Consider the following 22,183-nt stretch of genomic DNA (forward strand, 5'->3'; position numbering starts at 1 on the left):
CCGCCGGGGGCCTCCGTTACTGGTCGAGGAAGCTTCTGAGCTTGCGAGACCGGCTGGGATGCTTGAGCTTTCTCAGCGCCTTGGCCTCGATCTGGCGGATCCGTTCGCGGGTCACGCTGAATTGCTGGCCAACCTCTTCCAGCGTGTGGTCGGTATTCATGCCGATGCCGAAGCGCATCCGCAGCACCCGTTCCTCGCGCGGGGTCAGCGAGGCCAGAACCCGCGTCGTCGTCTCTTTCAGGTTCTCCTGAATGGCCGAATCGAGCGGCAGGACCGCGTTCTTGTCCTCGATGAAATCGCCAAGCTGGCTGTCTTCCTCGTCGCCGATGGGCGTCTCGAGGCTGATCGGTTCCTTGGCGATCTTCATCACCTTGCGAACCTTTTCCAGCGGCATCTGCAGCTTTTCGGCCAGTTCCTCGGGCGTCGGCTCGCGGCCGATCTCGTGCAGCATCTGGCGGCCGGTCCGGACCAGCTTGTTGATCGTCTCGATCATGTGGACCGGGATACGGATGGTGCGCGCCTGATCCGCGATGGACCGGGTGATGGCCTGCCGAATCCACCAAGTGGCATAGGTCGAGAACTTGTAGCCGCGGCGGTACTCGAACTTGTCGACCGCCTTCATCAGGCCGATATTGCCTTCCTGGATCAGGTCGAGGAACTGCAGCCCGCGGTTGGTGTATTTCTTGGCGATCGAGATCACCAGACGCAGGTTCGCCTCGACCATTTCCTTCTTGGCCTGACGGGCTTCCTTCTCGCCCTTCTGGACCTGGTTCACGATCCGGCGGAATTCGCTGATGTCGACGCCGACATACTGGCCGACTTGGGCCATGTCGGCGCGCAATTCGCTGACCTTGTGGCCCGACCGTTCGGTGAAGGCCGCCCAGCCGCGCCCGCCCTTGCGGGCCATGTGATCCATCCAGTTCGGGTCGAGCTCGTGGCCGCGATACTCGTCGATGAATTCGCGCCGGTTGATGCGGGCCTGGTCGGCCAGCTTCACCATGGCGCTGTCGATCGACATGATCTTGCGGTTGATCCCGTAAAGCTGGTCGATCAGCGCCTCGATCCGGTTGTTGTGCAGGTGAAGCTCGTTGACCAGCAGCACAATCTCGGCGCGCAGCTTCTGGTATTCGGCCTCGTCCTTGTCGGAAAAGCGATGGGTCGTGCTCAGCGTGGCCTGGATCCGCTTGTCCTGGATCTCGGAGAGCTTGGAATAGTCCTCGGCGATCTGGTCGAGGGTTTCCAGCACGCGCGGTTTAAGCGCCGCCTCCATGGCCGCGAGGCTCATGTTGGCCTGTTCCTCGTCCTCGTCATCGTCGTCGCGGCGGATCGGGTTGCCGTCGGCGTCAAGCTCGGGGCTGTCCTCGTCCTTGCGGCTGTTGGGGTTCGCGGCCTCGACCTCGAGCCCATCGACGACCGGCTCGTCGCCCTCGTCCTCTTCGAGCGAGCGCCCGAAGGTGGCATCAAGGTCGATCACGTCGCGCAGCAGGATGTCTTCGTTCAGAAGCTCGTCGCGCCAGATGGTGATCGCCTGGAAGGTCAGCGGGCTTTCGCAGAGCCCCGCGATCATCGTGTTGCGGCCGGCCTCGATCCGCTTGGCGATGGCGATCTCGCCCTCGCGCGACAGCAGTTCGACCGAGCCCATCTCGCGCAGGTACATCCGCACCGGGTCGTCGGTGCGGTCCAGCGTCTCGGACGTACTGGTGGCCAGCGCGACCTCGCGCGAGGTGGAGGTCTCGACCACTTCTGTCGATTTCTCCTCGCCCTCTTCGGCCTCGTCTTCCTCGATGATGTTGATGCCCATCTCGGAGAGCATCGACATCACGTCCTCGATCTGTTCCGAGGACACCTGGTCGGGCGGCAGCACCTGGTTGAGCTGGTCATAGGTGATGTAGCCGCGCTCCTTGGCCTCGGCGATCATCTTCTTGACCGCAGCCTGGCTCATGTCGAGCGCGAGGTCGGCGTCCTGCTCGTCGGTCTTGCTGTCGTCCGTGTCCTTGGCGGCCATGAAGGTCTCCTTGCAGGATGGCTGATTCGTCCACCGGGTCAAACCGACTCAATAGCGCGAATCAACGGGAAGAACACCTGTGTAGCCCCGATTCGTTGATCAAATCTCAACTTTCCGGGGCATTGCGGCGTGACGTTCTTCCTTTGCCATAGTCGATTCGGTCCAGAAGTTCGGCGAAGGCATCGCGTTCGTCCCGGTCCACATGCGCCCCGTTCGGGGCAAGCTCGAAGTCGGCCTCGTCCTCGTCCTGAGAGAGACCGGCGCCATGCCGCGCCCGGGCCGCCTGGCTCAGGCGCCAGGTCACCCCCTCGTCGGCGAAGCCTTCCAGGTCGCGCATGCCCTCCTCGATATCCCGTTCTGCCCCGCGAAGCCGGATCAGACGGTTGAACTCGTGCGAGATGCAAAGTGCGGCCTTTTCGGTGTCGCCCGGGGCATGAACCGGCGGCGCAATGCGCACATGGCTGAGCGAGAAGAGCTTTTCAAGGGGCTCGGGTCCGATGCGCCGTTCGACCGCGGCCAGCATGGCATCGCGGTCGTCTTGCGGCGGCAGGCTCAGCAGCGCCTGTTGCAGGGCGGCATGGTCGGGCGCGGCGCAGACCAGCGTCTCGAGCTCGCCCGCGAATTGTGCGATCAACTCGGGATGGGTGATCAGCGCAGCCAGAATCACCGCCTCGCGCAGCTCTTCCTCGAAACGCGGGATCGCCTGCACCAGCTCGGAACTTTTGGTGCTGGCAACAGGCCTCAGGTGCGGCGCGCGCGGCCAGCCGCCCTTGCGTGCCCCGCCGCCGGTCCGCGCCGGACGGAACAGCTCCCAGCGCAGGCGCTTCAGCTCTTCGGCGTAATGATGGCGCAGGGTCTGGTCGGGGATCCTGCCGATCGCGGCGGTGAGGTCGCGTTCCAGCGCGGCGCGGCGTTCGGGGCTGTCGAAGACCCGGCCCTCGGTCGCCCGGTCCCAGAGGATCTGAACCATCGGCCGGGCCTCGTCGAGGATCTTGCGCATCGCCCCGGCGCCGCCCGCCCGGATCACCTCGTCGGGGTCCTGCCCGGGCGGCAGGATCGCAAAGCGCAGCGCCTGCCCCGCCTCAAGCAGCGGCAGCGCCAGATCCATCACCCGCCGCGCCGCGCCGATCCCGGCCTTGTCGCCATCGAGCGCGATCACCGGCTCGGGATGAATGCGCCACAACAGCCGCAGCTGATGCTCGGTGACGGCTGTGCCCAAAGGCGCCACGGCCGCACCGAACCCCGCCTCGGACAGCGCGATCACGTCCATGTAGCCTTCGGCCACCACCAGCGGCTGGCCCTTGCCCGCCGCCTCGCGCGCCCGGTCGAGGTTGAAGAGCGTATGCCCCTTGTCGAAAAGCTCGGTCTGGGGCGAGTTCAGGTATTTGGCATTGTCGTTCGGGTCCATCGCCCGGCCGCCAAAGGCGATGACCCGGCCACGCCCGTCGCGGATCGGAAAGAGGATGCGGTTGCGGAAGACGTCATAGGGCTGACGTCCCTTGTCCGAGGGCCGCGCCAGGCCGGCCGCGAGAATCAGGTCCGGGTCGAGCCCGCGCCCGGTCAGATGCTCCCACAGCCCCTGCCAGCCGGGGGGCGCAAAGCCGATCTCCCAGCGCGCCTGTGCCTCGGGCGAAAGGCCACGCCCCGCCAGATAAGCCCGCGCCTCGGCGCCCGCGCCGGTCTGCAACTGCATCCGGTAATGGCGCTGGGCGACCTCCATCACCTCCAGCAGGCGGGTCTGGCGGTCGGCCCTGACCTTGTCGGCGGGATCGCGCACCGGCATCGGCATCCCGGCCTCGCGGGCCAGGATCTCGACCGCCTCCATGAAGCCGACATTCTCGGTTTCCTGCACGAACTTGACCGCGTCGCCCTTCGCCTGGCAGCCGAAGCAGTAGTAATAGCCCTTGCGGTCGTCGACATGGAAACTGGCGGTCTTCTCCTGATGGAACGGGCACGGCGCCCAGAGATCGCCCTTGCCCTGGTTCGACTTCCGCGCGTCCCACAGGACCTTGCGCCCCACCACCTGGGCGATGGAGGTCCGCGTGCGCAACTCGTCGAGGAATCCGGGGGGCAAGCTCATGCCGAACAATATCGGGCGCGGGGGGCGGCTGTCCATATCGGCCGGGCCTGCGCGCAGCTGCGAGTCGCCACCAGACGCAGGACGGCGGCCGGTTTCGGCTCAGCCCCGCCCGGCCTTTTCCTGCAAAAGCGCGGTCAGGATCTCGGCCATCGCCTTGGCCTCGCCCGCCGAGGTCACGCCGCCCACGCCCACCCGGCGGCCGAACCGCCACCAGACCCCCGGCGCCCAGGCGCGGGGCAGCGGTTCGGTCAGGCTCAGGGAAAACCCGTTCGAGGGCTTGAAGGCCAGCATGCCCCGGTCGAGCCCGGAGATTCGCTCGATCCGCGCCAGTTCGCGCCCGCGGTCGTCGAAAAGACCCTCGCGCGTCAGCACCAGCCGGCGCGCCGTCGCCCGGCGCATCGCCTCGGCCAAAGCCAGCGCACCCGCCCCCATCGCCAGCAGGAACGCACGGTAACCGATCGCAGCGGGCGGATGCACGAGGGCGATCTGCAACAACAGCCCCGCCAGCGCCAGAAGCACGCCCAGTCCGATCACCCGGCGCAGGGCGGACACCCTGAGCGTTGCCAATTCTTCCGTCATTTCCGCCCCTTCGCCGCGCGCCCGACTCGGACTGCATCAAATTCGTGCAGACCCCGCCACGCCGCCTTGTGATTCCGGCAGAGTCTCGCGTAGGCTCGCCTCTTGTTGGGCGAAAGAGCCGACGTCAAGCCGCGACCGGACAGACGCGGCGAAAAAGCACCTTGCCCGAGGCGACGAAGTCGCCATCTTTGGGGGGAAGCCAATTCATTTTGGTGGACAGGATCAACACAGGTGGATCATGACTGACAAAACTTCGGAAAAGCCCGCGCAACTCCTGGAAGACCCGACTCCGTTCTCGAATCGGATGAACTGGCCTCTGCTCAGCGCGTCCAACTCGAAAACCGAGCTGAAAACGGACGATCCGACGCCGTTCTCCAGCCAGTTCAAGTGGCCGCTGCTGTCGGGCCGCAAGTCCCAGGTCGAACTGACCACCGGGACGACCCCGCTGTCCGACATGATGAAATGGCCGCTGCTCAGCAACAAGGCGACCATGTTCGATACCGAGCTTCCGTCGGCCGGAGGCGGCAGCAAAGCCACCGGCGACAGCCCGGTCAGCAAGTTCATTCGCGGCATCATGACCGGCGAACCGCAGAAGTAAGCGGGCCGGCCAAAGCCAGCCGTTTTGGGCGCGGAACCCGCCGGGACCTCTCGGCGGGTTTCGCGTTTTAGGCACTTGGGACGCCGCCGCGTCGGACAGTCCGCGCGTCAGGCCGAGACGGCCTTTCGCACCATGCTCCAGTAAAGATCCTCGACCTCGGCGCGACTCAGCCGTCCCTCGTCGCGGTACCAGGTGGTGACCCCGGTCAGCATCGCGATCACCGCGAAGGCCGCATGCTTGCTGTCGGCCACATCGAACGCCCCTTCGGCCGCGCCCTGGCGCAGGATGTCCTCCAGCACGGTCTCGTAGCGGCGGCGCAGCGCCTCGATCGCCCGGAAATTCGCGGGCTCGAGGTTGCGCAGCTCCATATAGGCGATGAAGACCGCATCGGGCCGGTCGAGGTGAAAGCGCACGTGGAAACGGGTGAAGGCCTCCAGCGCGTCGCGCGCGCCCGTGCCCTTGGGCAGCGCCTCCCAGGCGGCCAGAAGCTCGTCGAGATGGCTTTTCATCAGCTCGAACAACAGCCCCTGCTTGTCGGGGATGTAGTTGTAAAGCGCCCCCGCCTGCACGCCCACCTCGGCCGCGATCCGGCGCATCGACACCGCAGCGTACCCGTGCCGGGCAAACAGCGCCTGCGCCGCCGCCCGCAGCCGCGGGCCGGTGATCTCGGAATGGGACCCGGAGGTGCGTGCCATCGCCCCAGAGTATCTGAACGCGCGTTCAGTTCAATCCCCGCCCCATCCGCGTCCTGCGCCGTCTTGCCGTCGCCCGGCCGCCCCGTCTATGGTGCGCGCGGTCAACGGAGGAGCCCATGGCGCGCCTGCCCCTATGCCTTGCCGCAGCGCTGCTGCCCGCGCTTGCCGCCTGCACCGATTTCCCCGAGATCGACGCGGCCGAGCGCGCCGTGACAGGACCGACGCTTGCGCCCGAAATCGCCCCGATCGACCCGCTTCTGGACCGGGTGCAGGCGGTTCGGGACCAGGCGCCGCCCGAGCCCTCGCTGGAAGGCCGTGCCGCGGCGCTGAAGGCCCGCGCGGCCCGGTTGCGCGCCCGCGAGATCTGAGCCGCCCCCGGGCGCGCCCCGGTCGCGTTGCATGCCCGGCGGCTTCGCGCTAACAACCCGCGAACCCTCAGCCTGTGATCCGGGAGCCGCCTTCATGACTACCCCCTTGCGTCTTGGCATCGCCGGTCTCGGCACCGTCGGAGCCGGCGTCCTCAAGATCGTCCAGTCCCGCGCCAATCTGCTGGCCCAGCGCGGCGGGCGGCCGGTGGTCGTCACGGCGGTTTCGGCGCGCAGCCGCGGCAAGGATCGCGGCGTCGATCTGTCGGGCTATGCTTGGGAGGACGATCCGGTGGCCCTGGCCCGGCGCGACGATGTCGATGTCCTGGTCGAACTGATGGGCGGCTCGGATGGCCCCGCCAAGGCCGCGACCGAGGCCGCGCTGGCCGCGGGCAAGGACGTGGTGACCGCGAACAAGGCGATGCTGGCGATCCATGGGCAGACCCTGGCCGAGACCGCCGAGGCGGCGGGCCGGGTGATCCGGTTCGAGGCGGCCGTTGCGGGCGGCATCCCGGTCGTCAAGGCGCTGACCGAGGGACTTGCCGGCAACCAGATCGCCCGGATCATGGGGGTGATGAACGGCACCTGCAACTACATCCTGACCCGGATGGAACGCGATGGCCTGCCCTATGAAACCGTCTTCGAAGAGGCGCAGGCGCTTGGCTATCTCGAGGCCGATCCGACCCTCGATGTCGGCGGCATCGATGCGGGCCACAAGCTGTCCCTGCTGACCGCCATCGCCTTCGGCACCCGGGTCGATTTCGACGCGGTCGAGCTGGAGGGGATCGAACGGATCTCGATCGTCGATATCCGCCACGCCGCCGATATGGGCTTCCGGATCAAGCTTCTGGGCGTCGCGCAGATGACCGGGCGCGGGCTTGAACAGCGGATGTCACCCTGCCTGGTGCCCGCGCAGTCTCCGCTGGGCCAGCTTGAGGGCGCGACCAACATGGTGGTGCTGGAAGGTGACGCGGTCGGCCAGATCGTGCTGCGCGGCGCGGGCGCGGGCGAGGGTCCGACCGCCAGCGCGGTGATGTCGGACGTGATCGACATTGCCCGCGGCTATCGTGTGGCGACCTTCGGCCAGCCTGCCGCCGGGCTTGAAAGCGCCCGCCCGGCCCGGGCTACGGTCGCGGCGCCCTACTATCTGCGGATGGAGCTGCAGGACAAGCCCGGTGCGCTGGCCAAGGTGGCGGCGGTGCTGGGCGAGGCCGGGGTCTCGATCAACCGCATGCGCCAGACCCGGCACAGCGAGACCACCGCCCCGGTGCTGGTCGTCACCCACAAGACCACCCGCGACGCGCTGGATCAGGCGCTGGAGGGATTCGCCGAAACAGGCGTCGTGGTGGGCGCCCCGGTCGCGATCCGGATCGAGGACGTCTGACCCATAGCCCCCCGGGGCGTGCAGGATGGTCACGAATTGTTTCCATCCGCTCAAAAGTGACGTTGCGTCACCGGCAATTTACCGCCGATTAACCTTAACGGGGCATTAAGGCAGGGTTTCTCGCCGAACGGGAGCCCCATGCCGCAGGTCATTTCCCTGGCGTCGGCGCGCAGTCGCCGCGCGTCCTCCCCCGAGTCTGTCGCGCCTGCCCGCCCGAACGACCTGCGGCTGGGTGAATTGCTGCTGGCCTCGGGGGCGCTGTCGCCCGAGGCACTTGGCGGCGCGCTGGCCGGGCGGGCCCGGATGGAGATCCGGCTGGCCGATCTGCTGCTGGCCGAAGGTCTGGTACTGCCCGACGAGATCGACGCGACGCTGTGTCGACTGCATGGCACCGGGCGCGCCGATTTTCAGTCCTACCCGCCCGACCCCCGCCTGATCGACAGTCTCGGCCCGGCCCGCTGCCTGCGCGACGGGCTGCTGCCCTGGCGCCGGGTCGGCGGCGCCACCCTGATCGCCACCGCCCGGCCCGAACGGTTCGAGGATCACCGCGCCGACCTGCCCGCCGACCTGCAACCCGCGGTGATGGTGATCTGCCGCGAGGGCGAATTGCAGGAGGCGCTGGCCGCGCGGCGCGCACCCGCTCTGGCGCGGGCGGCGGAAACCCGGGTCGGGGCCTGGGACAGCTGCCGGTTCTGGTATCACGCGGGCCCCCGCGCCGGGGTGGCGCTGGGTCTCTCGGGCCTCGGGTTCGCCGCGCTGATCTCGCCACGGGCCGTGCTGACGCTGCTGACCCTCTGGACCGTGCTCTGGATGGTTCTGGGCACGGCGCTGAAGGCCGCGGCCGCGACCGCGCAGATCCGCGCCCTGCTGCATGCCCGGCGCCATCCGCCCTCGCCCGAACCCACCATCGCCCGGCTGCCCGCCGTGTCGATCCTGGTGCCGCTGCATCGCGAAACCGAACTGGCGCCCCGGCTGATCGCCCGGCTGGCGCGGCTCGATTATCCGCGCGCCTTGCTTGACATCTGCCTGGTCACTGAGGCCGACGACAGTGACACGCGCGGCATGCTCGACCGCACACGCCTGCCGCCCTGGATGCGCTGCCTGACCGTGCCCAAGGGGCAGCTGAAGACCAAGCCGCGTGCGCTGAACTATGCGCTGGAATTCTGCCGCGGGTCGATCATCGGGGTCTACGACGCCGAGGACGCCCCCGCCCCGGACCAGATCCGCCGGATGGTCGCGCAGTTCCACAGCCGGGGCCCCGAGGTCGCCTGCCTGCAAGGCGTGCTCGATTTCTACAACTCCCGGGCCAACTGGCTGGCGCGCTGTTTCACCGCCGAATATGCCGCCTGGTTCCGGGTGATCCTGCCCGGGCTCGCACGGCTTGGCGTGCCGGTGCCGCTGGGCGGCACGACGCTGTTCTTCCGGCGCCCCGCGCTCGAGGCCCTGGGCGGCTGGGACGCCCATAACGTCACCGAGGATGCCGATCTGGGCATCCGTCTGGCCCGCCACGGCTACCGCACCGAATTTCTCGACAGCGTCACCGAGGAAGAGGCCAATTGCAGCGCCTGGCCCTGGGTGCGGCAACGCTCGCGCTGGCTCAAGGGCTACGCCATGACCTGGACCACCCACAGCCGCCGCCCCGGCCAGTTGCTGCGCCAGCTTGGCCCCTGGGGCACCTTCGGGATGCAGGTGATGTTTCTGGGCACGCTCACGCAATTCGTCTTTGCGCCGCTCTTGTGGTCGTTCTGGCTGGTGCCGCTGGGGCTGCCGCATCCGCTGACCGCGACGCTGACGCCGACCGGTCTTGCGGTGCTGTTCGCGCTTTTCATCGCCGCCGAGGCCGTCAACCTGGCCATCGGTGCGCTGGGACTGGCGCGGGCGGGCAAGCCCGGGCTTATCCCGTGGCTGCCGACGCTGCATCTTTACTTCCCGCTGGCCTCGCTCGGGTCCTACAAGGCGCTCTGGGAAATGGCCGTGCGGCCGTTCTACTGGGACAAGACCCGGCACGGGCTGCATGAAGACGAGGCGCGCCGCGCCGCCGAAATCATGGCCGAGGCCCGGCCACACAGCCCCGAGGGTCAGCCCTCGGCCAGCATCGCATCGGCGTCGTGACGCAGCCGCGTCTCGAACGCGATCGAGATATGCCGCTTGAGCGCATCATAGGCCGCATCGCCGTCGCCCGCTTCGATGGCGCCGACGATGGCGTCATGCTCGGCCAGCGCATCTCGCCCCCGCCCCTCGACCGCCAGCGAGGTCGTCGCCATCAGCGCCATGGTCCGATGCACCAGATCGAGCTGCTGCACCAGATAGCGGTTGTGCGAGGCCAGATGGATCTGCTTGTGGAACCGCCGGTTCGCCCGCGCCAACGCGGCCGGGTCGTTCAGCAACTTGAAATCGTCCTCGACCATGGCGCGCAGCACCCGGGTCTCCTCGGCGGTGGCGTGCCGCGCCGCCAGCCGCGCCGCCAGCCCCTCGAGCTCGGCCCGCACCACGTAAAGCTCGGCCATCTGATCATGGGTCAGCGAGGCCACGATCAGGCTGCGCCCGTCGCGCGACAACAGCGACTGGGTTTCCAGGCGCTGCAGCGCCTCGCGGATCGGCGTGCGCGACACACCGAAGCGTTCGGCCAGCTCGCTCTCGACAAGCCGGTCCCCGGGACGATAGACACCGACGTCGATCGCCTCGAGAATCAACTCGTAGGCATCCTTTTGTGCGGGTCTGACGTCCTTCATAACCATGGGCTCCTGCATACGATGGTAGACAATAGGACTCCGAGGCCGGGCAAATCAAGTCCTCCTCCTTGTGCCGATTGCCGCAGATCCCTATCCAAAGGCGCATGATGCCTAAAGATTTCTCGAACCTGAGCGGCTGGGTCTTCGATCTGGACAACACACTGTATCCGCCCGAAATACGACTTTTCGACCAGATCGAGGTCCGGATGACCGCCTTCGTCATGGAGACGCTGGGCGTGGCCGAGCCCGAAGCCAACCGCCTGCGCAAAAGCTACTGGGCCGAATTCGGGACGACTCTGGCCGGGCTGATGGCGCTGCACGGGGTCGAGCCAGGTCCCTACATGACCCGCGTCCACGACATCTCGCTGGACCAGATCCGGCCCGACCCGGACCTGCGCGCGGGCATCGCCGCCCTGCCGGGGCGCAAGATCGTGCATACCAATGGCTCGGCGCCCTATGCCGAACGGGTGCTGGCGGCGCGCGGGCTCGACGGCGTGTTCGACGCGGTCTTCGGGGTCGAACATGCGGGCTACATCCCCAAGCCCCGGCGCGAGGCCTTCGAGACGGTCGCGGCACTTGGCGGCATCGTCCCGGGCGAGGCCGCGATCTTCGAGGACGATGCCCGCAACCTGGCCGAACCCTGCGCCATGGGCATGCGCACCGTGCATGTGGCCCCGGTCCGCGAGGACGCGGTCCATATCCACCACCATACCGACGACCTGACGGCCTTTCTCGGACACCTGTGCCGCCTTTGGTCGGCCTTGCCTTAAACACCATTGTATGCGACGGGATGCCGCGTGGGGCATCCGCGACCGGCCCCCATATCGGGAGCATCCAAGGGAGAATCGCATGACATCGGAAACGTCCGTCGAACCCACCGAAACGCCGCGCTGGCTGCGCATCTTCTATGCCATTCCGGTGATCGGCTGGATCGCCCGCGACCTGAATGAAGGCGACGCAGACAACGTCTGGTATCTGGTCGGCGGCGGCGTCTGCCTGTGGATCGTCGCGATCCTGCAATGGGGCGTGCTGGGCCTCTACCTGCCCGCGGTCGTCGCGACCTGGATCTGCCTCGGGATGCTGATCTGGATCAGCCGCGGCTGAGCAACGTCCTCTTGGACCCCGGAGGCCAGCAGGCTATCTGAGGATCAGGAGGCACCCAGATGACGCGCATTTCCACCGATATCCTGATTTCCGGCGGCGGCGTCGCCGGACTGACCGCCGCGGCGCTGTTCGGCACCGAGGGCTATTCCGTGATCTGCGTGGACCCCGCTCCGCCGGTCACCGAGGAAACCGCCGAGGGCGCCGACCTGCGCAGCACGGCCTTCCTGCAACCCTCGCTTGCCGTGCTGAAGGCCGCCGGGCTCTGGGACCGGCTGGCGCCCTTCGCGACCGACCTGCAGGTGATGCGGATCGTCGATGCCGGTGGCAAGATCCCCTCGCCGCGCATCACCCGCGATTTCAACGCGACCGACGTGTCGGACCTGCCCTTCGGCTGGAACCTGCCCAACTGGCTGTTGCGGCGCGAGATGGTGCGGCGGCTCGAAGGCCTGCCCAATGTCGATTTCCGCCCCGGCACCGCCACCACCGGGGTGCTGACCCGCGACACCGAGGCGCTGGTCGATCTCAGCGACGGCACGAAGGTTTCGGCCCGGCTGCTGATCGGCGCCGACGGGCGCAATTCGCCCGTTCGCGAATCGCTGGGGATCGGCGTGCGCACCATGCGCTATGGCCAGAAGGCCCTGGCCTTCGCCGTCACCCATCCCGAGCCCCATGGCAATGTCTCGACCGAGATCCACCGCTCGGGCGGACCGTTCACGCTGGTGCCGCTGCCCGACCGCGACGGCCGGCCCTGTTCGGCCATCGTCTGGATGGAACGCGGCCCCGAAGCGCTGCGCCTGGCCGCCCTGCCCGAGGCCGAGTTCAATGCCGAGATGACCGCCCGGTCGGGCGCGATCTACGGCCCCTTGCGGCTGGAAACGCGACGCACCGTCTGGCCGATCATCAGCCAGGTCGCGCACCGCATGTCCGGGGAACGCACCGCGCTGATCGCCGAGGCCGCGCATGTGATGCCACCGATTGGCGCGCAGGGCCTGAACATGAGCCTCGCCGATCTGCGCGTGCTGCTGGACCTGTGCCGCGCCGCGCCGAACCGGATCGGCGAAGAGCCGATGCTCGATCTCTATCACCGCCGCCGCCACCCCGAGGTGCTGGCCCGCGTGACCGGCATCGACATCCTGAACCGTGCCTCGATGCAATCGGCACAGCCGCTGCGCGATCTGCGGGCGGCGGGCGTGGCCAGCCTTTACGCGCTGAAACCGGTGCGCAGGACACTGATGCGGCTGGGCATGGGTGCGCGGGGGTAAGCGCGCCTAACCCAGCGGCCCCGGCAGGCGTTCCTCGCTGAGGATCACGTTGGCCTCGACATTGCCGACGCCGGGCAGGGTCATGATCCGGCGCCGCAGCACCCGCTCGAAATCGGGCAGGTCGCGGGCCACCACCTTCAGCCGGTAGTCGAACAGCCCCAGCACGTGCTGCACCGTCTGGACCTCGGGGATCGCGGTCACGGCGCGCTCGAACTGTTCCAGCCCGACCCGGCCCTTGGTGGCCAGCTTGACGCCCAGAAACACGCTGACCGAAAAGCCCAGCGCCTCGGCGTCCAGCACCGCCCGGCGCCCGGCGATGACCCCCGCCTCTTCCAGCCGGCGGATCCGCCGCCAGCAGGCCGGCTGGCTCAACCCGAAGCGGCGCCCCAGCGCGCCCGCGCTTTGCGTGGCATCCTCGGCCAGCGCACGCAGGATCCTGCGGTCGGTATCGTCCAGTTCGATCACAGCGGCAGCGCCTCGGCGCGCTTGATGTCGGCCACATGCATCAGCGCCTCGATATCGGCGATATGCGGCAGGGTGAGGATGCGGGTGCGGTAGAGTTCCTGATAATGCGCCATGTCGCGCGCGAGGATGTTCAGCCGCACATCGACCCGGCCCAGAAAGGTCTGGATCTCGCGCACCTCGGGCACCTCGCGCGCCGCCGCAACGAATTCGTCGAAGGCGCGGGGATTGGTCTTGTCGAGCGAAAAGCGCAGGCTGACCTCGACCGAATAGCCCAGCGCCCGCCAGTCGATCACTGCCTGGATGGCCTTCAATGCCCCCTTGGCGCGCAGCTTTTCCAGCCGCCGCCAGCAGGTCGCGGTGGTCAGCCCGGCCCGATCCGCCAGATCGGCGGTCGAGAGCCCAGGCTCGGCCTGCAGATAGCGCAGCAGGCGGCGATCGGCATCGTCCAGTTGAATGATCATTGCGCCTTCGCCTTATCTTGCGAATGTATTTTTCCGTTTTTAGCGGATTCCTTCAAGGAGTGAAACCCACCCCGTTCGGGATGCGCCTATATTCGCGCCAACCGACCCTCATGAAGGACGAACGCGATGCGCGTGTATTATGACCGTGACTGCGACATCAACCTGATCAAGGACAAGAAGGTGGCGATCCTGGGCTATGGCTCCCAGGGCCATGCCCATGCGCTGAACCTGCGCGACTCGGGCGCCAAGAACGTCGTCGTCGCCCTGCGCGAAGGCTCGGCCTCGGCCAAGAAAGCCGAAGCCGAAGGCCTGGCCGTCATGGGCATCGCCGAAGCCGCCGCCTGGTGCGACCTGATCATGTTCACCATGCCCGACGAGCTTCAGGCCGAGACCTACAAGAAATACGTCCATGACAACCTGAAGGAAGGCGCCGCCATCGCCTTCGCCCACGGCCTGAACGTGCATTTCGGCCTGATCGAGCCGAAGCCCGGCGTCGACGTCATCATGATGGCGCCGAAAGGCCCCGGCCACACGGTGCGCGGCGAATACGTCAAGGGCGGCGGCGTGCCCTGCCTGGTGGCGGTGGCCAATGACGCGACCGGCAAGGCGCTGGAACTGGGGCTCAGCTACTGCTCGGCCATCGGTGGCGGCCGCTCGGGCATCATTGAGACGAGCTTCAAGGAAGAGTGCGAAACCGACCTCTTCGGCGAACAGGCCGTTCTGTGCGGCGGTCTGGTCGAGCTGATCCGGATGGGCTTCGAGACCCTGGTCGAGGCAGGCTACGCCCCCGAGATGGCCTATTTCGAGTGCCTGCACGAAGTGAAGCTGATCGTCGACCTGATCTATGAAGGCGGCATCGCGAACATGAACTACTCGATCTCGAACACCGCCGAATACGGCGAATACGTGTCGGGCCCGCGCATCCTGCCCTATGACGAGACCAAGGCGCGGATGAAAGCGGTTCTGACCGACATCCAGCAAGGGGCTTTCGTGCGCAACTGGATGCAGGAATGTTCGGTCGGCCAGCCCTATTTCAAGGCCACCCGCCGCAACAACGACGCCCACCAGATCGAACAGGTCGGCGAAAAACTGCGCGCCATGATGCCCTGGATCACCGCCGGCAAGATGGTCGACAAGTCGAAGAACTGAGCCCGTCCCTCTCGGATACGGCAAAAAGGGCCCCGGATTTCTCCGGGGCCCTTCGCGTTTCCCTGTCCTGACAGGCAGCCGGGATCACGGCGCGCCCTTGCCGTCGCTCCGGGTGCTGGGCGCGTCCGCGGCCAGCGTGCTCTTGGGGGCATCCGGGTCGGCCTTGCGCGCCTCTGTCCGGCGCTTGCTGACCCAGGCGAAGACCACAACGGCGCAAAGCGTCCCGAGGGCAAGATTTGCGATCAGGGACGTGGCGTCCATGGATGAAGCGTCCATACGGGCTCTCCTTTAAGACTGCGGGCGCATCTGATTGCGCCCGCTTCCAAAGACCCAACGGTTCGGGGCTGAACGCGTTCCTTGCCGCTTTTTCCCGGGGGACCGGCCGCGCGGAAGGGTCAGACCCCGGCAAGGCCCGCCGCGCCCTTCGCCGCCACCGCCTCGACCGCATGCACCACCCCCTCGACGACGTCCGTCAGGAGCGTGTCATCCTCGCACTCGGCCATGACCCGGATCAGCGGCTCGGTCCCCGACTTGCGGATCAGAAGCCGCCCATGCCCGTCCAGCCGGTGTTCGGCCTCGGCGATGGCGGCCTTGACCGGTGCGCTGCCCAGCGGGTCGGCCCCGGCGGCATAGCGCACGTTCTTCAGCAGCTGCGGCACCCGGTCGAAGCGGCGCGCGAGATCCGAGGCAGATCGCCTGGTCTCGACCATCGCCGCGAGGAATTGCAGCCCCGCCAGCAGCCCGTCGCCGGTGGTGCAGTAATCGGTCATCACGATATGGCCCGACTGTTCGCCGCCGAGGTTCCAGCCGCCCTTGCGCATCGCCTCGACCACATAGCGGTCGCCCACCGCGGTGCGCTCAAGCCGAAGCCCCTGCGCCTCCAGATGCCGCTCGAGCCCCAGATTGGACATCACCGTCGCGACCAGCGTGCCATCGCGAAGCCGCCCCTGCGCTGCCCAGCGCTCGGCGAACAGAGCCATGATCTGGTCGCCATCGGCCACCGCCCCGGTCTCGTCGATGATCATCACCCGATCAGCATCGCCGTCGAGGCAGATCCCCAGATCGGCGCCATGGGCCACCACCGCGGCCGCCGCGGTATCGGGATGGGTCGAGCCGCATTTCTGGTTGATGTTGAACCCGTTCGGGTCGGTGCCGACATGTACCACCTCGGCGCCCAGTTCCCACAGCACGGTCGGGGCCACCCGGTAGGCCGCCCCGTTGGCGCAATCGACGACGACCTTCAGCCCGTCCAGCCGAAGCCCGTGCGGGAAGGTCGTCTTGAGAAATTCCGCATAGCGCCAGAGCCCGTCGTCGATCCGCTTGGCGCTGCCGATATTGGCGGGCTGGCTCAGCGCGATCTCGCCTTGCAGGATCGCCTCGATATCGGCTTCGGCCTCGTCCGACAGCTTGAAGCCCGAGGGGCCGAAGAACTTGATGCCGTTGTCTTCATGCGGGTTGTGGCTGGCCGAGATCATGATGCCGAGATCGGCGCGCATCGACTGGGTCAGAAAGCCCACGGCCGGCGTCGGCACCGGCCCCAGCAGCAGCACATTCATGCCGGTCGAGGTCAGCCCCGCCGTCAGCGCGGTTTCCAGCATGTAGCCCGACCGGCGCGTGTCCTTGCCGATCACCACCCGGTGCCGGTTCAGCCCGTCGGTGCGGAAATAGCGGCCCGCCGCCTGGCCCAGCCGCAACGCCATGTCGGGCGTCATCGGATGGTTGTTGGCGCGGCCGCGCACCCCGTCGGTGCCGAAGATCTGTCTACTCATGTCCCAGCTCCATGCCCTTGACCGCCGCGTCCAGCCGCATCGCCTGTCGGGTCTCGGCCGCGTCATGCACCCGGAGGATCTGCACCCCCTGCCCGATGGCGGCCAGGGCCACCGCGACCGACCCCGGCCCCCGCGCCGCCGCCAGCTCGGCGCCGCCGATGGTGCCGATGAACCGCTTGCGCGAGGCGCCCAGCAGCACCGGACAGCCCAGCCCGTGAAAGAGGCTCAGCCCCCGCAGCAGCGCCAGATTATGGGCCAGCGTCTTGCCGAAGCCGATGCCCGGATCGATGACGATGCGCGAGGCCGGAATGCCCGCCGCCAGCGCCGCCCGCACCCGCTCGACCAGAAAGTCGTAAACGTCGAGCAGCACGTGATCGTAATGCGGATCGTCCTGCATCGTGGCCGGGTCGCCCTTGGCATGCATCAGGCAGACCGCCGCGCCCGCCCGCGCCGTCACCCCCGCCAGATCCGGATCGAAGCTTAGCGCGGCCACGTCATTGACCATATCGGCGCCTGCCGCGAGCGCCGCTTCGGCCACCGCCGCCTTGCGGGTATCGATCGAGACCGGCCGCGCGACCCCGGCGGCGCGCAGGGCCGCGATGACGGGCGCGGTGCGCTCGATCTCCTCGGCCACGGGCACATCGGCCGCGCCGGGCCGGGTCGACTCGCCGCCGATATCGAGGATGTCCGAATGTTCGGCCAGCGCCCGGCCATGGGCCAGAGCCGTCTCGGGCCGGTCGTGCTGCCCGCCATCGGAAAAGCTGTCCGGCGTGACGTTGAGAATGCCCATCAGCCGCGGGCGGTCCATGGTCAGACCGGCAATGGCCGGGCGCGGTGCTGTCAGTGCGAGGCGCCAGTCCTCGGGGATTGCGCGCGCCGGGACCAGCCGCGGCGGTTCATCCCGGGCCAATACCTCGGCCATCGCGAACCAGCCCCAGCCACCCGCCAAAGTCAGGGCGTCGGCGGGACGGGCAGGATCGGTCTGGACGATGGGGCGGAAATAGCGTGTCATGGGCCGTTGATCTGCCAACGGGCGCCGCTTGGCAAGCCGTCAGATCACGGTCCCGACCGCCCCGGGCGGGACATAGCGCACGTCAAGCCCGCGCGCGTCGTGTTCGGGCACATCCTCGCCGATCACCAGCACCTGCTCGGCATGAAGGCCCGCGGCGAACCACAAGGCCAGCGCCAGCGCGTCGCGCGGACTGGCCGAGGGGCTTTCGACCGCATCCAGCACGATCTTCGAGGGCGCCCAGACGCTGATCTGGCGATGCTTCATCGCCCAGTCGATCTCGGTCCGGCTGCCGCGCACCACACAGCGCGGATCGCGCCCGGCCAGCACCCAGGCATTCTGTTCGATGGCCAGCAGGTCGATCCGCCGCTGGGCCAGCGGCACCGCCGCACGCGGCGCGGGCGCGTCGGCCGCGCCGACGCACAGCACGAGCGGCCGGTCCCCGGCCTGCCAGCGGTCGAGCCAGCGGGGCAGATCGGGCGCAGCCAGCGCGGCATTCGTGAGAAAGACAACCAGCGGCACCAGGGCCGGTTCCGGCTCGGGCGCGACGGGCACAGGCCGGGGCTGGTCAGGCGCGCGGTCGCGCACGATCTCGACGCCCAGCGCCCCCGGACCGCGGTCGAGTTTCTCGATCCGCACGAAGGCCCGCATCGCCTGCGGTGCGACCAGGATGCGCTCGGCGATCCGCTCGGCCAGCGTCTCGAGCAGGTTGAGCCGTTCCGAGGACAGCTCGGCCGCGATGGCGTCGGCGATCAGGTCATAGGACAGCACCCGGTCGACATCGTCCTCCAGCGGCGCGGGATTGGGCCGGACCTCGACCACCACGTTGAAGCGCACCCGCTGGGTCGAGCCGCGTTCGGCCTGAAAGGCGCCGATCTCGACCGCCACCACATGATCGCGCAGCGAGATCCGGTCGCGCAGCGGGCGCTCCGGGGTCATCGCTTCGGCCCGTTCGGACGGGTGGGCGAAGGCAAGGCGGATGTCATCGGTCATCGGGCTCTCCGGCAAACTGGCCTTGTTCATAGGCGGAAACGGGCCCGGCGAACACCCCGCGGGCGTCCTGTCAGCGAGCGGATGCGACCGCCGCCGAGGTCAGTTGGCCGCGACCGCGCCGGGCTGGCGATAGAACACGTGCTGCCCGATGGACGCGGTCCGCGCAAAGCGCCGCGCCCAGTTCGGATCGACGCTGCGATTGTGATAGTGGGTGGCGCCGCCGGTCAGCACCCGCGGGCTGCCATCCAGCATCAGCCGCGCGACCTTGCCAAGCCGGGCATACAGCCGCTGGTCGGACACATGTTCGGCGCGACCGTCGCAGGTATAGGAAAACTGACAGCGGTTGCGCTGACCGGTGCCCTGATTGACCACGGCACAGACGCTGTCGGGGTAAAGCGGCGAGGCCACGCGGTTCAGGATCACCTCGGCCACGGCAAACTGCCCCTTGACCGTCTCACCCCGCGCCTCGAAGTAAAGCGCCTCGGTCAGGCATTTCCACGGCGCGGCGCCATGAGCCTGCGGCAGGGCGTCCAGCCATTTCGGATCGTAGCGCACCGCCTCCCGGGCCTTCGAGGGCGCGGCCAGCCGCTTGATCCGGCGCTGGCCGACCCGCTGAAGGCCGGCGCGCTCGGCACCCAGAAGCCGGGCGACATTGTCGCCCAGCACCGCCGTCGGATCGTTCGACTGCGAGCCGGTCATCTCGGCCAGGCCGGCGGACCCGGCCAATGTCAAAGCTGCCGCTGCCGCGATACCCGCGACCCGAACGCTTACCCGACCCATTTGCCCCTCACCGCTGACCTACAGAACGCAGGGCCTCAGGCGGCCCTGGGGCGGCCGTTTAAGTCAAAATGGCTTAAATGTCTATCAGGGGGGCTATTTTGCAACCCAGAGAAGAGCGAACCTCGGCAGATACTTGCGCATGAGGCCTCGCGCGAAACCTGAAGAACGGCCCCTAACCCATTGATTCAATAACGCCCATGTTTTGGGCGGCGGGTGGCCCCCAGGGCCAGTTGCGCGGCGGCCAGCCGCGCGACCGGCACCCGGAACGGCGAGCACGAGACATAGTCGAAACCGGCCGTCCGGCAGAAGGCAATCGAATCTGCGTTGCCGCCATGTTCGCCGCAGATCGACAGCACGATCCCGGGCCGCGCCTTGCGGCCGCGCTCGGCGCCGATGCTCAGCAATTCCCCGACGCCCTCGGTGTCGAGCACGTGGAACGGGTCCTCGGCAAACACGCCCTGCTTGACATAGGACCCCATGAAGCGCCCGGCATCGTCGCGCGACAGACCGTAGGTCATCTGCGTCAGATCGTTGGTGCCGAAGCTGAGGAAGGCCGCATGCTGGGCGATGTCGCCCGCCCGAAGCGCCGCCCTTGGCGTCTCGACCATCACGCCCAAGCGAAAGGCGAAGTCCACGCCCCGCTCGGTGCGCACCGCAGCCGCCAGCGAGTCGATCCGGGTCTTGACCAGTTCGACCTCGCGCATCGCCGAAACCAGCGGGATCATGATCTCGGGCACGATCGGCTGGCCCTTGCGGCTGGCCTCGATCGTGGCCTCGAAGATGGCCCGGGCCTGCATGTCGTAGATCTCGGGCACGGCGATCCCGAGCCGGACCCCCCGCATCCCCAGCATCGGGTTGAATTCGGACAAGGCCTGCACCCGGCGGGTCACGTCGGAAAGCGGCAGGTCCAGCGCATCGGCCAGCTCGCGGATGCCCTCGCGCGACTGCGGCAGGAACTCGTGCAGCGGCGGGTCGAACAGCCGGATGCAGACCGGAAGCCCCTGCATGATCTCGAAAAGCCGGATGAAGTCGCTGCGCTGCATTGGCAGCAGGCGTTCCAGCACGGTGCCGCGATCCTCGGGGCCGGCGGCAAAGATCATCTCATGCATGACCGTCAGCCGGTCATGTTCGAAAAACATATGTTCGGTGCGGCAAAGCCCGATCCCGTCCGCGCCGAACCGGCGCGCGGTCTCGGCATCGGCGGGGGTGTCGGCATTGGCGCGGACGCCGATATCGCAAGCCGCCTCGGCCCAGCCCATCAGCGCATGGAACGCGTCGTCAAGCGCGGGCGGCAGCATCTTGGCCTCGCCCAGCAAAGCCTGTCCGTTGGTGCCGTCGAGGGTGACGATATCGCCCTCATGCAGTTTCCGTCCGTCCGAGGTGATCAGCACACCGTCACGGCGGTTCAGCCGCATATCCGACACGCCAACGACGCAGGGCACACCCAGCCCGCGCGCGATAACGGCCGCGTGGCTGGTCATGCCGCCCCGTTCGGTCATCACGCCCGCCGCCACATGCATGCCGCGAATGTCCTCGGGCGTGGTCTCGCGCCGCACCAGGATGCAGGCCTCGCCCCGCGCCGCGCTGGCCTGCGCGGCGGCCGAGCCAAAGACGAGCCGCCCCACCGCCGCGCCCGGGCTCGCGGCAATACCCTGCGCGATCACATGCCGCCGCCCGGTCGGATCGACCTGACTGTGCAGCAATTCGCTGACCGCGCGCGGCTCGATCCGGGCCAGCGCCTCTTCACGGGCGATGATCCCCTCATCGGCCAGCATCACCGCGATCCGCACCGCGCTCCGGGCGCTGCGCTGCACCCGCACCGCGTCCAGAACCCAAAGCCGCCCGGCCTCGATGGTGAATTCGATCTGCATCTCTTCGCGCAGGTTGATCCGGCAAGTCTCGCCGAACCGTTTGAGCCGGGCGAAAAGGTCGGGGCAGCGATCCTCCAGCGCCGGACCGCGCGGGTCCCGGGTCAGAAACAGCGCCTGTTTCTGGCGGCTGACCGCGTCGCGACCCTGGCTTTGCCCCAGATACCGCCCGGTGATGCGCCGTTGCCCGGTGGTGCCGTCGACGAACTGGATCACCCCCGACCCGCTTTCCTCGGGCCCGAGCCCCAGCGCCATCTGCTGCACCACAAGCCCCAGCCCGGCCTCGGCCGGCGCCCCCTTGGCCTGCCGCAAAAGCCGCGCCGTCGTGCCCTCCCAGGCCCGCGCCATCGACCGCAACACCTCCAGCAACTGCCGCGCCGGATCTTGCGGAAACGGCTCTTCGGCCTCTTCGGCATAGGCGGCAAGTGCCGCGCGTACGGTTTCGGCGGAACTGCCCTCGGCTTCGAAAAGATCGGGGTCGAGCCGCGCGACATGGACCGCATAGGCCTGGATGAAGCGCAGATACAATGCGTTGGCGGCGGCCTCGCCATGGGTGTCGCACAGCGCCCGGTGGCGGGCGTCGTTCATGCCGATATTGAGGATCGAGGCCGGGCCGCCCCAGTCGGGGTCCTGCGAACTAGGCCTGACGGACACCAGGGGCGCGGCGCCAAAGACCGCCAGAAGGGCCTCGGTATCGGGCATCTGGCCCAGCGCGATGCGGTGCACGGCCTCGAAGGACAGCGCGACGGTATGCGGCACCGGCAGGTCGATGCGGATCAGGCGCTGCAGGCACTTGGCCCGCCCGCCATGACGGTCCGCGGTAATGGCCGCGTCCGGCGTTATCTCGGTAAAGTCAACGATATCCGTGAGTTTCCGCACCGCAGC

21 protein-coding genes are annotated in these 22,183 nt (G+C 68.1%); 8 read left to right on the forward strand and 13 right to left on the reverse strand.

The features are described 5' to 3' along the window. Window positions 1-16: 16 nt before the first annotated feature. The 3 genes from rpoD to C8N38_RS03200 form a co-directional block, all read right to left on the reverse strand. The gene (rpoD, locus tag C8N38_RS03190; protein WP_108023886.1) at window positions 17-2,005 is read right to left on the reverse strand and encodes an RNA polymerase sigma factor RpoD; all 1,989 of its coding nucleotides are present in this window, start codon (window positions 2,003-2,005) and stop codon (window positions 17-19) included. 106 nt (window positions 2,006-2,111) lie between these two features. Continuing rightward, entirely contained in the window at window positions 2,112-4,085 is a 1,974-nt protein-coding gene (gene dnaG / locus C8N38_RS03195; protein ID WP_108023888.1) for a DNA primase, read from the reverse strand. Between the two features lie 99 nt (window positions 4,086-4,184). Continuing rightward, window positions 4,185-4,664 (reverse strand): hypothetical protein, encoded by a 480-nt coding sequence (locus C8N38_RS03200; RefSeq protein WP_108023890.1) that lies wholly within the window; start codon window positions 4,662-4,664, stop codon window positions 4,185-4,187. A 238-nt stretch (window positions 4,665-4,902) separates the two neighbouring features. Here C8N38_RS03200 and C8N38_RS03205 point away from each other — a divergent pair, with 238 nt between their 5' ends. Beyond that, window positions 4,903-5,262, forward strand: a complete 360-nt coding sequence (locus tag C8N38_RS03205; RefSeq protein ID WP_146176220.1) for a hypothetical protein — start codon at window positions 4,903-4,905, stop codon at window positions 5,260-5,262. Between the two features lie 107 nt (window positions 5,263-5,369). Here the strand turns inward: C8N38_RS03205 and C8N38_RS03210 are convergent, their stop codons facing one another. Further along, entirely contained in the window at window positions 5,370-5,957 is a 588-nt protein-coding gene (locus C8N38_RS03210) for a TetR/AcrR family transcriptional regulator (RefSeq protein WP_108023894.1), read from the reverse strand. A 116-nt stretch (window positions 5,958-6,073) separates the two neighbouring features. On the opposite strand from C8N38_RS03210, the gene C8N38_RS03215 reads away from it, so the two are divergent. The 3 genes from C8N38_RS03215 to C8N38_RS03225 all read left to right on the forward strand — a co-directional run bounded on the left by C8N38_RS03215 (window position 6,074) and on the right by C8N38_RS03225 (window position 9,818). Continuing rightward, entirely contained in the window at window positions 6,074-6,325 is a 252-nt protein-coding gene (locus C8N38_RS03215) for a hypothetical protein (protein WP_108023896.1), read from the forward strand. Between the two features lie 94 nt (window positions 6,326-6,419). Further along, a complete protein-coding gene (locus tag C8N38_RS03220) occupies window positions 6,420-7,706 on the forward strand; it encodes a homoserine dehydrogenase (RefSeq protein ID WP_108023898.1) in 1,287 nt (428 codons plus the stop codon). A 138-nt stretch (window positions 7,707-7,844) separates the two neighbouring features. Further along, on the forward strand, window positions 7,845-9,818 hold the full coding sequence (locus C8N38_RS03225) for a glycosyltransferase family 2 protein (protein ID WP_245895498.1): 1,974 nt from the start codon (window positions 7,845-7,847) through the stop codon (window positions 9,816-9,818). Here C8N38_RS03225 and C8N38_RS03230 read toward each other — a convergent pair. Beyond that, window positions 9,785-10,438: a GntR family transcriptional regulator gene (locus C8N38_RS03230; protein ID WP_108023900.1), complete on the reverse strand. Its 654-nt coding sequence runs from the start codon at window positions 10,436-10,438 to the stop codon at window positions 9,785-9,787. The genes C8N38_RS03225 and C8N38_RS03230 overlap by 34 nt on opposite strands. 104 nt (window positions 10,439-10,542) lie before the next feature. Here C8N38_RS03230 and C8N38_RS03235 point away from each other — a divergent pair, with 104 nt between their 5' ends. The 3 genes from C8N38_RS03235 to C8N38_RS03245 all read left to right on the forward strand — a co-directional run bounded on the left by C8N38_RS03235 (window position 10,543) and on the right by C8N38_RS03245 (window position 12,804). Then, window positions 10,543-11,208, forward strand: a complete 666-nt coding sequence (locus C8N38_RS03235) for a pyrimidine 5'-nucleotidase (RefSeq protein ID WP_108023902.1) — start codon at window positions 10,543-10,545, stop codon at window positions 11,206-11,208. A gap of 79 nt (window positions 11,209-11,287) precedes the next feature. Then, window positions 11,288-11,542, forward strand: a complete 255-nt coding sequence (locus tag C8N38_RS03240; protein WP_108023903.1) for a hypothetical protein — start codon at window positions 11,288-11,290, stop codon at window positions 11,540-11,542. 59 nt (window positions 11,543-11,601) lie between these two features. Then, a complete protein-coding gene (locus tag C8N38_RS03245; RefSeq protein ID WP_108023905.1) occupies window positions 11,602-12,804 on the forward strand; it encodes a UbiH/UbiF family hydroxylase in 1,203 nt (400 codons plus the stop codon). Between the two features lie 6 nt (window positions 12,805-12,810). On the opposite strand, the gene C8N38_RS03250 is transcribed toward C8N38_RS03245, so the two are convergent. Both C8N38_RS03250 and C8N38_RS03255 read right to left on the reverse strand, forming a co-directional pair. Next, entirely contained in the window at window positions 12,811-13,269 is a 459-nt protein-coding gene (locus C8N38_RS03250) for an Lrp/AsnC family transcriptional regulator (protein WP_108023907.1), read from the reverse strand. Beyond that, on the reverse strand, window positions 13,266-13,730 hold the full coding sequence (locus C8N38_RS03255; protein WP_075784940.1) for an Lrp/AsnC family transcriptional regulator: 465 nt from the start codon (window positions 13,728-13,730) through the stop codon (window positions 13,266-13,268). The genes C8N38_RS03250 and C8N38_RS03255 overlap by 4 nt, the downstream gene beginning before the upstream one ends. A 126-nt stretch (window positions 13,731-13,856) precedes the next feature. On the opposite strand from C8N38_RS03255, the gene ilvC reads away from it, so the two are divergent. Then, entirely contained in the window at window positions 13,857-14,879 is a 1,023-nt protein-coding gene (gene ilvC, locus C8N38_RS03260) for a ketol-acid reductoisomerase (protein WP_108023909.1), read from the forward strand. Between the two features lie 84 nt (window positions 14,880-14,963). On the opposite strand, the gene C8N38_RS21065 is transcribed toward ilvC, so the two are convergent. The 6 genes from C8N38_RS21065 to C8N38_RS03285 form a co-directional block, all read right to left on the reverse strand. After that, window positions 14,964-15,155, reverse strand: a complete 192-nt coding sequence (locus C8N38_RS21065) for a hypothetical protein (RefSeq protein ID WP_146176221.1) — start codon at window positions 15,153-15,155, stop codon at window positions 14,964-14,966. A gap of 119 nt (window positions 15,156-15,274) precedes the next feature. After that, the gene (gene glmM, locus C8N38_RS03265) at window positions 15,275-16,648 is read right to left on the reverse strand and encodes a phosphoglucosamine mutase (RefSeq protein WP_108023911.1); all 1,374 of its coding nucleotides are present in this window, start codon (window positions 16,646-16,648) and stop codon (window positions 15,275-15,277) included. After that, entirely contained in the window at window positions 16,641-17,660 is a 1,020-nt protein-coding gene (gene folP / locus C8N38_RS03270) for a dihydropteroate synthase (RefSeq protein WP_108023913.1), read from the reverse strand. Before folP ends, glmM begins: the two co-directional genes overlap by 8 nt. Window positions 17,661-17,699: 39 nt before the next feature. Beyond that, complete coding sequence (locus C8N38_RS03275) at window positions 17,700-18,650, reverse strand: dihydroneopterin aldolase (protein ID WP_108023915.1); 951 nt, start codon at window positions 18,648-18,650, stop codon at window positions 17,700-17,702. A gap of 99 nt (window positions 18,651-18,749) precedes the next feature. Then, entirely contained in the window at window positions 18,750-19,430 is a 681-nt protein-coding gene (locus C8N38_RS03280; protein WP_108023917.1) for a cell wall hydrolase, read from the reverse strand. 185 nt (window positions 19,431-19,615) lie between these two features. Then, complete coding sequence (locus C8N38_RS03285; protein WP_108023919.1) at window positions 19,616-22,177, reverse strand: putative PEP-binding protein; 2,562 nt, start codon at window positions 22,175-22,177, stop codon at window positions 19,616-19,618. Between the last annotated feature and the right edge of the window lie 6 nt (window positions 22,178-22,183).

It is taken from the genome of Rhodovulum kholense (genome assembly GCF_003053725.1).
GTDB lineage: Bacteria > Pseudomonadota > Alphaproteobacteria > Rhodobacterales > Rhodobacteraceae > Rhodovulum > Rhodovulum kholense.